The organism is Sphingobacterium sp. 18053 (assembly GCF_902706145.1).
GTDB lineage: Bacteria > Bacteroidota > Bacteroidia > Sphingobacteriales > Sphingobacteriaceae > Sphingobacterium > Sphingobacterium paramultivorum.
The window spans coordinates 39,973-56,166 of the sequence record NZ_CACSJW010000006.1 but is presented as its reverse complement, the minus strand read 5'-3'; the positions used below and the strand labels follow the sequence as shown (position 1 = coordinate 56,166).

Here is a 16,194-nt window from a genome sequence, read left to right as displayed (position 1 = left end):
AAGTACATTATGAAAAAGTTTGTAAGATTTATTTTTATTGCAGCTCTGCCTGTGTTTGTTGGGGGCTGTGGAAAAGACTATTTGGATACGTTGCCAACAGATCGTGTTTCATCGGACAAAATATTTAGTTCATTGGAAAATGCAACTACCGCTGTGAACGGAATCTATCGATTTATGTTTGCGAGAACCACCTTAGTTACAGATAATACGCAAAATAAGCCCGGTGTGGGTGGAGTCATGCTTGCCTTGGACTTTATGGGAGAGGATTTAGGAATCAGTTCATCCAATTGGTATACCTCTACTGGCGAGGGAAATTGGGTAGGACATCGTAATGAGAGCCATGCGCTGATGGAATTTGACTATAGGACATTCTATAAGATTATTGGCGATGCCAATTTTATATTAGACAACGTGGGCCAGGTGAATGCGAGTGAAGACCAACGTAATGTGCTTCGTTCACAGGCACTTATTTTACGCGCCTATGCCTATTCTTTTCTTGTGCAGCTCTACGGCAAAAGGTATAGTGCCGTTAATGGTACCAATAGCCAATTGGGGGTACCATTAGTTTTAAAGTCGGGTGATGTTGCTCTCCCAAGGGCTACTGTGGAAGAAGTCTATGCAGCTATCATAAAAGATCTGGATAGTGCAATTTCCATGAAGGTTTCGAGCAGAGCAAATAAGTCCCAGGCCAATATCGATGTAGCGATAGGCCTTAGGGCACGGGTAGCATTGATTATGCAGGATTATGATAATGCAATCTTATATGCGAAACAATTGATTGCCCTACCTACATATAAGCTCATGACGCACTCCGAATATCTCAAGGGCTTTAATGACGCCAATGCGCTGAGTGAATTTATCTGGGCTTCAATGCCAACTGCGGATCAGGATGCTGTATTTGCTTCCTATTTTTCCCAGATTGGATATAATGCAAATACTTCTTTTATGCGGGCAAATCCAAAACGTATCAATTCGGCGCTGTATGATAGAATTTCTGCGACCGATGTTCGGAAGAATATTTGGGAACCCAATCCTACTGCTGCGAATTTTCCATTGCCTTTAACAACTTTTTCAAGACAACCTTATATGTCTCGAAAATTTTCTATAAAAGCTGCGGGTGGTACGCTTGGGGATGTTCCACTGATGCGTCTTGCAGAGATATACCTGATTGCCGCAGAAGCTTATGTTGAAAGAGATCAGGATCAGCTGGCCCGGGATATTCTGTACGAATTTATGAAGGCAAGAGATCCGGAGGCAGTTCGCTCCACAAAATCCGGACAGGCTTTGACAGAGGAGATCTGGATACAGCGTCGGATAGAGCTTTGGGGCGAGGGCTTCCGTTTTCTCGATCTCAAGCGCCTAAACCAGCCACTTAAGCGTACGATCGTACCAAATTATGTCAGTGGCTCAGTAAATGGATTAATGGAGGTACCTGCAGGTGATAAACGCTGGGAGTTTTTGTTTCCCCGAACCGAACTGGATGCTAATCCAAATATTGTGCAAAATGAAATATAGGTTATTACTACTCAAACCAGCGTGCTGGAAGGTTCTTTTTATTTGATGTTTTTATGATTTGGGGTGCCGAAATTGATTTACTATATCTTTCTGGTACCCTTTTTTTATTCATCAATCCATTTTGGATCGCTGACACTTGTCGACGATATAAATTATCTATCGACAGAATCAAGCTATCAATCGGACTTAATCCGTTCTGGCAAATCTATTATATATTTTTGATTATAGAGTTTACAAGAAAAGATAATTATTATGAAAAGCCTATTTTATTCATCTCTTATAGTGGGTACAGTGTTTTTTTCGTACCAGGTAATTGCGCAGACAGAAGGGACGGTAATGGCCAGTGAGCTGGCATTTGCCGAGACGGCGAAAAGGGAGGGTATAAAGAATGCTTTTGAAAAATATATGGCACCAACGGGGCAGATCCTGGTAGGAAACAAGTTCGTCAATGCATTGAGCTATTATCGGAACGTTTCTAATGATACCACCGATCTCTTGTGGTGGATTCCATTTTACGTATTTTCCAACCGTATAGGGGACTTTGGCTTTGCGACAGGACCATTTCGCTATTTCCGGGAGCGTAATGGCTCGTCTGTAAGTGCCGGTTTAACCTTCTCTATTTGGGAAAAAGATAGTGCCGGAGTTTTTAAGATACTGTTTGATGGAGGGGTAAATCTAAGGGATATTCCAAAGGAACCTATCCATTACTTGAAGCAACAGGAGAGAAAAGAATATATTTTGGCATCGGATGGAATGGTAGGTCAGGTAGTAATTCCCGCTCTTGCTATTTCAGGTGGGCAATACGTACATCCTGAGGCGATCTTTTTAAGGCCTAATAGCAATGCATTCTTCCGGCATGCAGAAACCCAAAGAGACCCTAATATGGTAATGCAACTTCGAGGCGAGGGGAGTGATTGTACGGGAACAGTTTATTATCGCTTTGGAAACTTAAGTAGGGATGAAGCGGATCGGTCCAACGGAAAATTCTGTGGTTATTTTGTTCAGGTCTGGTTTTTGAGTAAAGGCCAATGGGCGTTAATCGCCGATGTATTGCAGTACTGATGGTCAATCTCAGTTTTTAGGATAGTATCGTTATACTCTTTTCTTATTTTGTAATTGATTAAAACGTCTCTGTATTAAATCGTATGAGGCTAAGAAGATAACCTTACTTGGTCATATGTTTGGTCTGCAAACACAATATACCCTTGTTGAACAATCTGGCTAAGAGGTATATATATTGGAATGGAAAGGTTCTGCCGTTGGTCGACAAAGTACTGTCTTTCGTCTACGATCTGGCTGGCAGAAAAGAATATTAAGTATCTTTGTATATGGGAATAAGGATTGTCAATAGCCGATTGTATGCGCACCTGATTTTTTGGATATGTGTTATCGCTTTTCTGTCCGTGCTTTTTCAAGTTGGAGGGCCCGGTTATTGGGCGGTATTCAAAGTGCTAATGATGTTGATCCCGGTACATATATGCTATTTCTATACCCTGAGCTATATAGTCATCCCAAGATATCTCTATACTAGGAAATATTTGCAGCTCGCTTTGATGCTTTTGTTTTTGGCTTTCGTCGCTGCGCTGGCCTATCGGCTAATAGAAATCCTTTTTGCTGACCCGTACTTCCTCAAAGAAATGCGTAAGTTCAATCCCATGGCGAAATGGAAAAAACTAGATGGAACATTTTGGCACCAACTGTCCAACCCAGAGTATTTTATTCACGCCCTTGAACAGAGTAATTCTGTCGTTTGGATAGGACTTGTCATTAAATTTGTGCAGATGTGGCATGAAAGAAAGCAGGTGGCATTGCAGTCGGAACTGAACTTTTTAAAATCGCAGATCCATCCACATTTCCTGTTCAATACCCTCAATAATCTCTATGCGCTGACACTGAAGCAATCTACCAAATCACCTGAGGTCGTGTTGGGCCTGTCGGATATCCTGCGCTATATGCTCTATGAATGTGACTCAGATTATGTTGCCCTTCGAAGAGATGTGGCCATCATTCAGAATTACCTGACACTTGAGCGACTACGGTATGGAGACAGATTGGATCTCAACTTTAATCTAAAGGGTGAAATTGGAGAGCAGCTCGTGGCGCCGTTATTGATGATTCCTCTGATTGAAAATGCATTTAAGCATGGGGCAAGTGAAATGATGGAGGAGGCTTGGATCAATATTGATTTAGATGTGGACGACAGGAGACTTAAATTAAAAGTCTCAAATGGACGCCCTGATCCCGATCATATTGCTGGTTCCTCGTGTGGTAATATTGGATTGTTGAATTTAAGAAAAAGGCTCGAGCTGTTGTATCCACAAAGGCATGCTTTAACGATATTCGAAGAGGATGATATGTATCTTGTGATCTTGGAGATTCAATTCGGAGGGGATGTTTCTGCTGCAATTTTGCGGAAAGAGCATCCCAAAATATATCCGGTGCCGGAAGTGGAATTTGGAACCAGAACCAGTAGCTTATGAATATACGTACCCTTATCGTGGATGATGAGCCTCATGCCATTGAAGTCATTGAAAAGTATGTGAGCAATTTCAGTGAGATTGAACTCGTTGCAAAATGTAGTAATGCCATCCAGGCTTTTCAGATCCTGCAAAAAGATCATATTGATCTCCTATTTCTGGATATCAAAATGCCGGGGCTACTAGGTACGGAACTAGTCAGAACACTAAAAGCCCCGCCGAAGGTGATTTTTACAACTGCTTTTCAGGACTATGCCTTGGAGGGTTTTGACTTGAATGCAGTGGACTATTTACTTAAACCTATTTCCTTCGATCGTTTCCTACGGGCAATGGACAAGATTTTCAATGGTTATAAACCATTGATACAGCAATTTCATGCCGCAGTCCCCCAAATTGAAACTAAAACGGATAGTTTTATCTACCTCCGTGTTGAGCGGAAAACAGTCAAGATCAATATAAAGGACATCTATTGGATAGAAAGCCTAAAGGATTATATTAAAGTTGTGCTGGTTGACAAGACGTTAGTCAGTAAGCAGAAGATCAGTGTTGTGGCTGAACTTCTTCCAGAGGATATGTTTTTACGTATACACCGATCGTTTCTTGTTGCCATAGATAAAATAGAAAGCTATCATTCATATGCAATAGAAGTTCTCGGCAAGGAACTTCCAATAGGAAGAAACTATAAAGATGAATGTCGTAGGAGACTGCGACAGTGAATCTAATATAACCGTTGGTCAGTTCTGATCGTCTTTTGGTCGCTGCATATACTCCCTTTGTCGACAAAGCTATATGCTGGATTATTTTTTGGTGAATTTTGATTCTATCAAAAAATAGTATGGTATGAAAATAGTAAAGTATCTTGTCATTATCCTTGGGGTTGTATTATTGTTTGTTGTCCTTGCAGGCACCTATGTTCGTTTCACCAAACCGGACATAGGTCCTGCTCCGGTATTGCGTATAGAACAGACAGCAACCCGTATTGAACGGGGAAAATATCTGTCCAATCATGTTGCTGTTTGTATGGATTGCCATAGTAAACGGGACTGGTCTTCCTTTAGTGGCCCTATAGTTCCGGGAACACTCGGAGGTGGAGGTGAAAAATTCGGCAAAGAAGCCGGTTTTCCCGGTACTATCTATTCAACGAATCTGACTCCCTATCAATTATCTTCCTGGACTGACGGTGAGATTTATCGCGCTGTCACCAGTGGGGTAGGAAAAGATGGACGGGCTTTGTTTCCAGTGATGGGCTATCACCGCTTCGGCCAGATGGACAAAGAAGACATTTATAGTATAATAGCATATATCCGTACATTACCTGTTGTCAAAACTGAGGTTCCTCCAGGTGAGCTGGATTTTCCCATTAATTTATTGAATAGGTTATCACCTGTATTGGCAGCTCATCAACCGCTGCCATCCCCTAGGGATACGGTTAAATATGGCGCATATCTTATCAATGCGGCAGGTTGTGTGGACTGTCATAGCAAGCAGGATAAAGGTAAGATCGTGCCGGGAACTGAGTTTGCCGGGGGAATGGAATTTAAACAACCCAATGGCGTTGTCCGTGCACCTAATATCACGATGGATCCCAATACTGGGATCGGTAACTGGACAGAAGAACTGTTTGTCAGTAGGTTTAAGATCTACGCCGACAGTAACTACAGACTGCATCAACTGCTCCAGGATGAACTCAATTCGCCAATGCCTTGGAAAATGTATGCTGGCATGAGTCCCGAAGATGTCAAAGCGATCTACCGGTATTTGAAGAGTTTGCCACCAAAGGTTTCGCCGATACAAGTAAGGAGTTATGGTCATTAAACCGTTTTACAGCATGTATCAGCCTAATGGCTACATCACCATCTTCCTATTGTTATTATGTCTATTGACAATAAAGTCCTACGGTCAATCCCACAAGATGATTTCTTTGGAATCAATACAGCAAAGATATATAGGGAAATGGCCGAAGACAATAAGTTATGTAAAGAAGGTCGACACCAGGCAATATGGACGTGAGGATTCTTCCATTCAATATCACGCCTATTTATATCCTGGCATAGCGCGTATTGATCAAGGAAGTTTAGATGAAGGTAGGGCTACAATTATTCATGGGGAGATGAGCTATTGGTTCAAACGATTTAAGCATGTAAGTAATGGAGAGACAGTGAAGTATTTTACGGATTACATGCTGGGTGATATCTACTACGATGATCTTGCTGGATTTAAAAAAGTACTTGCCTATAGTCAAGTGGATAGTAGCCTAAAAGGGCACGGTATCTGGGAAGGAAGGCCAGTTATCGTTATTGGAGCTACTTCGCTGGAGGATCGATACAATGCCCAAGTTTGGTATGATACGGAGGGCTTATACCCAGTGCGGTTTATTGAAGGACGGAGTGGAAGAGTAAGGGATATTCAATACCAGATAAAAAAATATGGATCATTCTGGTTTCCTGAATCAGCAAAAGAATTTGTCGGTAAAAAGCAGGTTGGTACAGTACGATATCAGAATTTTTCATCGGATAGGAAACTCACCGAGGAAATTTTTGATCTGGAGCGTTTTGGTTCTTGTCACTGGGCAGAATAAGCATCGTAAATTAAATCAATGGATTGAAATGAATAACATAACTTTTCAGAAACTGAGGGCGGCTGATTTTGAATATTTCAGCCATATAGCAGGCGTTGTATCTGAAATTAGGAATGCGTTTGAAAAGACACCTGAAATGGAAGGAACATTAGCGTTGACTTGTGCATTATTGTACGACACATTAGAAGATACCCCGTAATACACTGTTTGAATTGATAGTACGTTTTGGACCGGAGGTTGCGAACGGTGTATCGGCATTATCTAAATATTCATTTCTGTCAAATGAGAGAGACAGGATGAGCGATAGTCTCACAAGGATCAAACGACAACCGAAGGAAATATGGGCAATCGGGCTCGCTGATCGAATATATAATCTATAGGTGGCCCCCTATTATTGGAGTTTGGAAAGGAGGGAATCTTATTGTGGTGAATCCCAGTGGATACCTAATGAACTAAAAGGCTGCAATGAATATCTGGAGGAATGGTTGAAAGTTAAGGTAGCCGCCTACCGACGTTTTTGCATATTATCGAATGTAGTACAGCTACGAATTTGTGTCGTTAGTCTACCAAAATTATTCTTATAACGCTATTAAAGGATTGTTTGGAGGTTCTTTTTTCATTAGTGACGTTCTGAAAAGATCTTTGTAAATAAAAATATTGTATTATGAAAATGAATTTATTGTTAGCAGCTTTGCTGTTATTTAGCTGTTCGAAAGCAACCGATGGCGGAGAACAGAACGCAAATTGGGTACCGCAGCCTGAACTGCCTGTTGTAGAGGGGCGCGCAACTTTCAGCTTGTCCGGTACACAATATTATGTCAATGTGATGGGCGCTACTATTCCACGTATGCCTATTTTTCCCGCGTTGTCTACCAAACCCGGAGTCGCTCGGGGCTATGTGGCTGATCTTAGCGGCAAACCATTAAAGGGAGCACATATTGCGGTGTCTTCATCTTTGACAGGAGGTTGGTATTCCAGTGGGTCTGCCTTGACTGACGAAAAAGGATATTATGAATTTAATATACCAATGGGAGCCGCATATTTTTTTGGGACGGCAACAACTATCACCTATCAAGAGACACCCGCTGTTTTAGCTCTGTATCCTGTCGGTGGCACAACATCTTTTCCTTCCGGACAAGGTATTGTAAGAAATTTTACTTTATTGTCTTACGGGCCGGCTGATCCGGATAACGTAGCACAACAGCCAAGCAATGAAAGTAACTACTATGGGGGCGCATTGTCGTTTAATTTTAATGTGAATTACAAAAATGATCCCTATCAACATGATGCGTATTTACCCGAAGACGGCACTATTGATATTGAACTGATCCCTATTGGAAAATGTCTCTACGGAGAGACTAAATCTTTTAGAATTACCAAGAAAATTGGTAATACCAGCATTTTCAGTATCCACAATATTCCGGTCGGTAAATATACCATCAATGCAAAGTTATCGGATGGTCGAAAATTAAAGATGAAGGCAACAGGCACCATGGCCAATGTCTATGAAAACCTTGGCCTAAAGCCTGATAATGCAACAGGTACATCGACCGTTGCCTTTACACCCAATTTTAAAAATACTCCAACGATGGTATCATCATTTAAAAGTAACTGGGATGCTTTGGAAATCGGTTTATCGTTATAGTTTGAGCATACGTTGTAAACGCTTTTCAGCCAGCTCATATCTATAAAAGGTATAGCTGATGAAGAATTTGGTAAAATATCCTCTACAGATGAGCGTAAAGCAATGACTAAAGATTCTATAGGCGAGTAAAGATTTTAAGCAGTCCACAGTTTTATCATGTGGCCCAAATAAATATCCTGACTTTCTATTAATAGTAAAATGCCCTGTTTTGATAATTAACCGTGACAAAGATATTACTGTAGCTGTAGACGTTAGTTATCGTAGCTCCCGTATGGCTGAATCGTTAAAGAAAAACTATAATCCGAAATCATCTATTCATGTGCTTAAGGGCATCAAGCATATGTTGAAAGGGTTTTGTTGTCTATTGGAGATTGGCTCATAAAAATTGATGATTGATTCGATAATCAAATTTACCTTTTTTCCATTCGGTGATATAATTAGATATACAGTAATGATTTGTAGACCAATAACATGTATTTATAAAAATGTCCTTAAATAAGTTTAATATGATAAACAATCAGCTTTCTATCTACAAAAGTTCATTGTTTATATGCAGTATTGCCGTTCATGTAATATTAGATATAACTTGTGACCTGTTAAAAATAAAAAAATGGTAAAAAAAATTCTATATATGATGCTTGCTGTTCAAGCAACATGCCTTGCCGCACATGGTCAAGGTTTTCTCAAAGGGTTAGGTGAAAAGGCTTCTCGTGCAGGCCAAGAACTCATTATTAGGAAGGGGGCCAAAAAAATAGAAAATGCAATTGATGGTCCAGTTCCGACAAAGAACAAATCTTCTGCAGGTGAAATGAGGGAAGTAAAGCTCGGAGAAGAAAAAAAAGTTACCGAAATTACCGCTTATTCCAAATTTGATTTTATCCCTGGCGAGAATACATTGTTGTTTGATAATTTTGAACAGGATGCAATGGGTGAATTCCCCCTGAAATGGTTTACTAACGGCTCTGGTGAGATTGTTTCGCTTGAAGGACAGCAAGGAAAATGGTTACAGATCAATTCCGGCAGTATGTTATCTCCTACCCTTAAGCTCCCTGAAAATTTCACAGTTGAATTTGACCTCTTTGTAAATTTGGATCTTAAATCTTCCGCTGTTTTTCCAGGCTTTCATTTTGAGCTTTTCGATAGGGGAGATAGGGCAAAACGCTTAGATGTCTATAACTACACGCTCAAAAATGCCCTATTTTTTAGTAACAGTTTTGACAGAGATAAAGTCGTGGCCGCTCTTGATTCCCGAGAAAATAACAATCAGAAATTGAAATCAGATAAAGTTTTTTTAGCTGGATTTCAAAGTAATTATCGTTCAGCGGTACATGTTGCGCTTTCAATACAAAAGGAACGTCTCAGGTTGTGGTATGGACAAATTAAAGTACTTGATCTACCTACAGCAGTGGCAAATCCCGCTAATTTTAACCAGATGTTGTTCAATGGCCCTAAAACTAGAGAGGGGTATCCAGCCTTTTACATCAGCAATCTCCGGATCGCATCAGGATCACCTGATATGCGCAGCAAATTGCTGGATAGTGGTCGCTTCGTCACAAATGGTATTCAGTTTGATGTCAATTCTGATAAGATTAAACCAGCATCATACGGTCTGATCAAAGAAATCGCAAATGCCATAAATGAATCTCCAACTATGAAGATAAAGATTGTCGGGCACACGGATAACGATGGTAATGTAGAATCGAATCTTTCCTTGTCATTCAAACGTGCCGAATCAGTAAAACGAATATTGGTAGACAGCTATAACGTAAAAGAAGCAATGTTATCGACAGATGGTAAAGGATCAAATGAACCTTTATCAAGTAATGCCACCGCAATAGGTAAAGCTGAAAATCGTCGGGTTGAATTTATCAAAATTTAGGATATCCTCTCAAGGGACCTGACCTTTTTCAAATCTGAACGCATAAGGATTATTTATTTACTATGAAAAATATCTTTAAAGCACTCACTATCAGTGTATTTATATTAATTATGGTTTTTCAATCATACGCTCAACGTAAAAGGGTGGCGACGGGCAAGCCAGGCGCAGAGACACTTAAACTTGAGATCGAAAAGATCATGCGTAATGGAAGTCTTCCAGACAAGGCCATGCTCGAAAGATTGAAGAAAGAATATCCAGTTCAGCATATTTCTACCAATACTGAGAAGGTGGGGCGGGGAACAGCAAAGACGAATGTGACACAAGTGTCCAAGGCAAGTTTTACAGGAAAGAAGTTAACCGAATACGTGGATAAGTTACTTGATCGTTTGGAAAAAAAAATGGATCCGGAAGTTGTTGACATTGTAAATAATATCGAAAAAAGAACGGATACCAATTCCAACATAATGAGCCAACTCTCCTATTATTTATATCTTATGGAATCTGAAGATGCCGCTCTCTTATTGGGGGGGCGAACAGTTTTAAAGGATCCGTTAAATGATCTCTCGACAAATAATTTTGGTGCGATGCTCACTAGCTGTGGTGCAGCACCACAAGCTATTCCCATTTTACGCGGACTGGTACCTCATTATAAAAAAAATGCTATGGTGCTCAACAATATGGGACAGGCATTTGCGTCCGTAGGGATGGGTGATAGTGCAATGTATTATTTTGCTCAATGCCTCATGCTTGAACCAAAGCATGCTATGGCCAACAAAACCGCTGCAAACCTGACCGCTGAAAAAGGTAATAAAACGGAAGCGGTGGAATATGCAAAAAACTCCATCGAAGGTGGAATGACTATTGAGGCGCTGGAACTTTTAGACCAGCTGGATCCTTCTTCTGAAAAATTCGACTTTCTAGCCCATAAAAAAAATATTCCGGACTATTTTAACATCTATAAATTTAAAAAACCAACTCTACAGCGTAAACATGGTCAAACCGAAATTGTCCGAGCAGAACAGCTGGCCTTCATGACAGAAATAGATCGTATGATCGAAAATTTAAGTGTATCCATCCAGGAAGAAGAACAGCGTTCTTTGGCCCAAACGAGGGAAACTGTGAAACGAGCTCAAGAAGAAGCGATGCGGTATGGTAAGATAAATAAGATGCTATTTTCCCCAATAAACCAGATCGCTACAAAAGTATACACGAACAGGTACATAAATACTGCTATTCCGCAAGAGATGCAAAAAATCGAAGAACAATACCGTTCAGAAATAGCATATCGAAAACAAACTTACGAAAATGATATCTTAAATATAACTACCCAATATGTCGAAAAGAAAAGCCCTTACGATTGCGGTGAAGGGAAGGGAAATGATTGTAAGATATTGGAACAGTTAACTCTGGAAGAATGTAAAGTCAAAAACGCACGGTTGGATGTATTTCTTGAAGCCTGTGCAACTGCAGCTGAACGTTATGATCAGCGGCAGCTCCAGTTGGCTAGGGAACGCTTTTTCTTCAACTCAAAATGGGGCTATCTGTTGGGCACAGACCCACACATGGCCAACGCACAATACTATCACGCGGCGAAGGATTATCTAATTAACATACGAAAAGTTGTCGGTTTTAAGCCAGAAGATCCTTTTTGCTTACAATTGGAAAAAATGCTCGAAACTTATCGTTTCGAGGATCTTGTAAAACCCTATTGTCCCATAAATAGTCAGCTCGACTTTGGAGCAATATCTCTCAAAATAAATTGTAAAGAAAGTATTATATCACTGAAACTCGATCACTTTATAAAGGCAGCAGAATTTGGGAAACTAAGCAAAAAAGTAGCTTTTTGGCTCGATGGAGTTAAGCTACAGCTGAAGAGCGACCATATCAAAAAAAGCAATACGATCAGTGTAATTAAAAGCTGGCTTGATGAGTCAATCGAAGTACCCTCGATGCTTACCCCGATTCGTTGGAAGGCGGGGGCAAAGGTAGAGGTATCTACGACGGCCTATATTACTTTCGATGGTAAGGGGCAAATCGGAGACGCGGGGCTCAAAGGAGCTGCAATGACCAGTGCTTGGTCTGGAGTAGACAGCGAAGTTGCCGGTTCATTAAGTCAGGTCGAAGCAGGTGTAGAACTGGGATGGGGCTTTAATTCGGGGTCTTATGTTACACCAAAAGGCATGTTAGCGGAGCTTTGGAGCGGGTTGGGTATGTAAAAAGCTCGGTTATCTGATTTCACGTATCAAAGGACAGGTAAAAAGCTATTGGAAAAGTATTATGAAAAACATGACGAATAATGAAAACGGAGTTAATTAAACTCGTTCATTATATTTGTTCCAGCATTTGCGCTAAGTTATTTATAATCATATTTTAAAACAAAAGTTATGTATTTGCGATATAGGTTAAAAACATACTTACTCATAGGCAGCCTCATGGCTTCCTTAAACGGATATGCTCAGCTCGACAGCGATAAAAAAAAACAGACCATCATTTCGACATTCAATCTTCTAAAAGCCAAATATGTGTCATCAGATATTTTACCGGAACTTGAAAGAACGATTTGGGAGAGTTATACAAAGGGCAAGTACGATACGATATCGACAGGCAATGAATTTGCATTCCAGTTAACTCAAGATCTTCAAAAGATTACAAAAGATCAGCATTTAAAGGTTTTGTATAGTGAAACAAACAAAATGGATGGTCAAAGAACCACAAAGCGGGAACTATCAGGAGATCAATGGTTGAAAAATCTGATGATTGAAAATAACTATGGCATAAAGGAGAAGGCTATCCTTAAGGGAAATATCGGCTATCTTAGTATCCCATTATTTGGCCCCTTGAGAGATTGTGCAGATACCTTAATAGCTGCAATGAATTACGTAAAAGATACAAAAGCATTGATTATAGATCTTCGGGATTGTAGGGGAAGTCTTGATGAAAACACAATACCTTTTGTTTTTAGCTATTTCTTTAAAAATCCAGTTCACATTGATAACTTTTATACTCGTGAGACTAATACCACAAAGCAATTTTGGACTTATGGTTATGTGCCTGGGAGTTTGTACTTGGATAAGCCGATCTATGTGTTAACCAGTGGAAAAACTTTTTCAGGGGGAGAGGCTTTCGCCTATAATCTTCAGCAACTGAAACGAGGAGTCATTATAGGGGAGGTGACCAGAGGGGGAGCAAATCCATCTGAAATGCAAAAGATAAGTTCTAATTTTTCTGTCACCGTTCCTTATGCAGCAAGCATAAGTCCTATTAGTAATACAAACTGGGAAAATGTTGGTGTTAAACCTGATAAAGAAGTAAAATCTATTCTTGCACTATATGAGGCTAACCTGTTAGCATTGAAGGAATTGCTTTTCTGTGCAGAAAATCAGTCGAGTAGAGGTGGATTAGAAGAAGCATTGCTTGAACTAAAGAAACCTATTTTAATGAAAGTTACTTTTCAATTGGAGGGCTTTGATGGAGCGAAAGAAGTAGCTGTAGCAGGGACTTTTAACTCATTCAGCCGAAAAAGTTTTTTATTGACCAAAGTTAACGAAAAATGGGTGGGTGAAACAGAAGTTGAGCCAGGTGATTTAAGTTATGTTTTTATAGTCGACAACAGAATAATAAAAGACCCAAAAAACCCTAAAACGGTTTTGACGAATGGAAATGAAAATTCATATATTTTCGTCAAATAGTTAGATAAAGTTTATTTAAAAAAATCAGCTAGATAGTGAAGCAGTTTAAGCTTCTGGAAGAAGTTTAAAAGGGTATTACATTCAGTGGCAATTTTACCTCAATTTTTTTAAACGCGACTTGATCACCAATTTTTTCAACATACGGCTAAAATGTGCTCCGGTATTTTTTAGGAGACTGACTTGCAATTCTAGAAGGGTAATTGAAAAGCATAGTGGTTCAATACTAGTTCTTTAAGTTATTAACTTCCTGTTTAAATTCTAATGTTCAAAAAAACGCAATGAGTATAGTGAATATAGTTGACATTTCTTTTTTGATATTTAGAGACAAAATGCATTTAATTTCCGACTCCTAAAAGAAGTTATACTCTTCAAAACTAAGTGAGGCATCCTAGAAACTTAGGATGCCTCACTTAGTTTTGAAGATGTAGGGAATAAAACTGGCCGCTAAACCTTACATCGATGTTCTGATCCTAAAATAGCAGTTTCAATCTTGCTACCGTCAATTGTTGCCCAATGTTCAGTGATCTGTCCATTGGAGATTCTAAATAGTCTATAGCCCTCTGTGGTTACTTCTGTGCCAGTGGGCTGATAGTTTCTCCATAGTCCAGTATGTCTAAGTTTCATTGAAATTCGCATGAACACTTTATCCCCTTCACTGATTATATCTTCAATAACTGTTAAGTGCTGAAATGATACACTTGTTGCCATTATCCATTTCTGTGTCCCTTCCCAGTTTTTGGGCATACCCGTAGGCAGTGAGTGGTCGACAAATTCATCCGTTAAATATCTTTGGATATTTGTTATCTTTTTCTCGTTCCAGATTTCATTTACGAAGTCTGTGACTATGTTTTTATTGCTTTTCATATTTTAGTATTGTTTTTATCTACATTATTTATCGATACTCATTGACAGTTTAGCTAAGCAGGTTTCTATTTCAGCTGCTTTCAAATATTATAATATTGGTCATATGAAGACTTAAATTCTTTTATTTTAATAATTAGAAACTAGTTTTAGCATGGAAGGAGCTAGCATTGAAGGAACTAAGGAAAATTCTATTATAAATAGGCCGATTTTACTTTGGGTGGATTTCTGTCAGAATTTATTAATTCTCAAGTAGACCTAGCCAAGCAGAGATAGAATCCAGGACCTTGACGCTAATAGTCTCAGAAATATCCTTGGCTTCATCGAAAAGGCCAGTTTTAGAACGTTGCATTAGATGACTGATCTCTGGAAGAATCACTAATCTTGATTTAGGATTAAAGTTTCGTTCTAATGATTCGAGCATATTAGGCCCATAGAAATTCGCGTCTACATTTAAGTCATTTCCACCTAGGATAATTAGCACCGGGCATTTCACTTTTAATAGTTGATCCTCTTGTTCTTGCTGTGCTGCAGTATAAAATTGCTCACTTGATAATATTTTCACCCTGGTTTCAAAAGATTTACGTAATTTATCTTGTTCAGAGGGTGTAAGTTTTTGAAGTTCCTCCTCTGCAACTCTATTGATTTCTTGCCGTCTCTTCTCATAGTTGGCCTCAGTTGTTGTATATTGAATACTTCTTGCGATGAATGAGCTATCTGCCAGTTGCATGGTTAAAGAATGACCACTGGCTTTTGCCATTAATTTGCTCTGTTGTGCAACGATCATATGGGGATAATTATTGACAGCCCCTGCGAGCATGATGGAAAACCATATATTGCTAGTTTTCTCCGTAGCTAAAATAAGACCTTGAGTTGCACCGGCACTATGTCCAATGACACCAATTCTATCCTTATCTATTTGGTCTTGATGTTTTAAAAATTCTATGCCCGCTCTGGCATCATCTAAGTAATCGCTTTCGGTCATTTGACTGAATTTCTTTGGCCCAGCTGTCGATTTTCCCGCCCCTCTATCATCGAATCGCAGCGTAGCAAATCCCATCTTAGTCAAAAAATCTGACAGCACAAACATCATTTGATGATTGTAAATTGGTTGATTCCGTGATGTTTGTCCCGATCCTCCGATAATTAAGATGGCCTTAAAAGGTCCTTTACCATTAGGTAAAGTGAGTGTCGCCGCAAGGTGGACAGAAGTATCCTCTCGGACCTGATAATTTACGTTAATAGATTGATATGGCAATGGCTCCTGAGGGGTTTGTGGCCGTTCTTGACTTCTTAACTTGTTGCTAGCTAATATGCTTATAATTAGTGTGGCAATTTTGAGGATTCGTAAATGGTTCATAATATTCTTTTACACAAATCTACTTACTACCAGCCTTTAAAAATCCGAACAAAACCTGAAAACATTTATCCGTCGACGAACTACTTGTTTTCGCAGTCGAAATACAGAGTAAAATGCGTTATTTTTTTAAAATCTTATTGATTTCAATATTTTTTGTGTTTAATCCGTAGAATATTGAAAAATTGTAATC

The 16,194-nt window shown here is 39.5% G+C and carries 14 protein-coding genes; 12 read left to right on the top strand and 2 right to left on the bottom strand.

What is annotated here, in order from left to right; genetic code table 11:
* The first annotated feature begins 9 nt into the window (after positions 1-9).
* The 12 genes from GVK91_RS15350 to GVK91_RS15300 all read left to right on the top strand — a co-directional run bounded on the left by GVK91_RS15350 (position 10) and on the right by GVK91_RS15300 (position 13,783).
* A complete protein-coding gene (locus tag GVK91_RS15350; RefSeq protein ID WP_159729917.1) occupies positions 10-1,515 on the top strand; it encodes a RagB/SusD family nutrient uptake outer membrane protein in 1,506 nt (501 codons plus the stop codon).
* Between the two features lie 252 nt (positions 1,516-1,767).
* Positions 1,768-2,577 carry a hypothetical protein gene (locus tag GVK91_RS15345; protein WP_159729916.1) on the top strand — a complete coding sequence of 270 codons (810 nt, stop codon included), beginning with the start codon at positions 1,768-1,770 and terminating at the stop codon, positions 2,575-2,577.
* A gap of 266 nt (positions 2,578-2,843) precedes the next feature.
* Complete coding sequence (locus tag GVK91_RS15340; RefSeq protein ID WP_200845642.1) at positions 2,844-3,995, top strand: sensor histidine kinase; 1,152 nt, start codon at positions 2,844-2,846, stop codon at positions 3,993-3,995.
* Positions 3,992-4,708 carry a LytTR family DNA-binding domain-containing protein gene (locus tag GVK91_RS15335; RefSeq protein WP_159729915.1) on the top strand — a complete coding sequence of 239 codons (717 nt, stop codon included), beginning with the start codon at positions 3,992-3,994 and terminating at the stop codon, positions 4,706-4,708. The genes GVK91_RS15340 and GVK91_RS15335 overlap by 4 nt, the downstream gene beginning before the upstream one ends.
* 124 nt (positions 4,709-4,832) lie before the next feature.
* Positions 4,833-5,807, top strand: coding sequence for a c-type cytochrome (locus GVK91_RS15330; RefSeq protein WP_159729914.1), 975 nt, complete (start codon positions 4,833-4,835; stop codon positions 5,805-5,807).
* Complete coding sequence (locus GVK91_RS15325) at positions 5,797-6,570, top strand: hypothetical protein (protein WP_159729913.1); 774 nt, start codon at positions 5,797-5,799, stop codon at positions 6,568-6,570. The genes GVK91_RS15330 and GVK91_RS15325 overlap by 11 nt, the downstream gene beginning before the upstream one ends.
* Positions 6,571-6,598: 28 nt before the next feature.
* The gene (locus tag GVK91_RS15320; RefSeq protein ID WP_159729912.1) at positions 6,599-6,769 is read left to right on the top strand and encodes a hypothetical protein; all 171 of its coding nucleotides are present in this window, start codon (positions 6,599-6,601) and stop codon (positions 6,767-6,769) included.
* Between the two features lie 465 nt (positions 6,770-7,234).
* Positions 7,235-8,215: a hypothetical protein gene (locus GVK91_RS15315; RefSeq protein ID WP_159729911.1), complete on the top strand. Its 981-nt coding sequence runs from the start codon at positions 7,235-7,237 to the stop codon at positions 8,213-8,215.
* Positions 8,216-8,423: 208 nt separating this feature from the next.
* Positions 8,424-8,597 carry a hypothetical protein gene (locus GVK91_RS27515; protein WP_235032937.1) on the top strand — a complete coding sequence of 58 codons (174 nt, stop codon included), beginning with the start codon at positions 8,424-8,426 and terminating at the stop codon, positions 8,595-8,597.
* Positions 8,598-8,825: 228 nt separating this feature from the next.
* Positions 8,826-10,094: an OmpA family protein gene (locus GVK91_RS15310; RefSeq protein WP_159729910.1), complete on the top strand. Its 1,269-nt coding sequence runs from the start codon at positions 8,826-8,828 to the stop codon at positions 10,092-10,094.
* Between the two features lie 62 nt (positions 10,095-10,156).
* The gene (locus GVK91_RS15305; protein ID WP_159729909.1) at positions 10,157-12,310 is read left to right on the top strand and encodes a M48 family metallopeptidase; all 2,154 of its coding nucleotides are present in this window, start codon (positions 10,157-10,159) and stop codon (positions 12,308-12,310) included.
* Between the two features lie 168 nt (positions 12,311-12,478).
* Positions 12,479-13,783, top strand: a complete 1,305-nt coding sequence (locus tag GVK91_RS15300) for a S41 family peptidase (protein ID WP_159729908.1) — start codon at positions 12,479-12,481, stop codon at positions 13,781-13,783.
* A 444-nt stretch (positions 13,784-14,227) separates the two neighbouring features.
* Here GVK91_RS15300 and GVK91_RS15295 read toward each other — a convergent pair whose 3' ends face one another.
* Together GVK91_RS15295 and GVK91_RS15290 are read right to left on the bottom strand one after the other, a co-directional pair.
* Positions 14,228-14,647 carry an ester cyclase gene (locus GVK91_RS15295; protein ID WP_159729907.1) on the bottom strand — a complete coding sequence of 140 codons (420 nt, stop codon included), beginning with the start codon at positions 14,645-14,647 and terminating at the stop codon, positions 14,228-14,230.
* A 238-nt stretch (positions 14,648-14,885) separates the two neighbouring features.
* Positions 14,886-16,004 carry a S9 family peptidase gene (locus GVK91_RS15290; RefSeq protein WP_159729905.1) on the bottom strand — a complete coding sequence of 373 codons (1,119 nt, stop codon included), beginning with the start codon at positions 16,002-16,004 and terminating at the stop codon, positions 14,886-14,888.
* Positions 16,005-16,194: the final 190 nt, after the last annotated feature.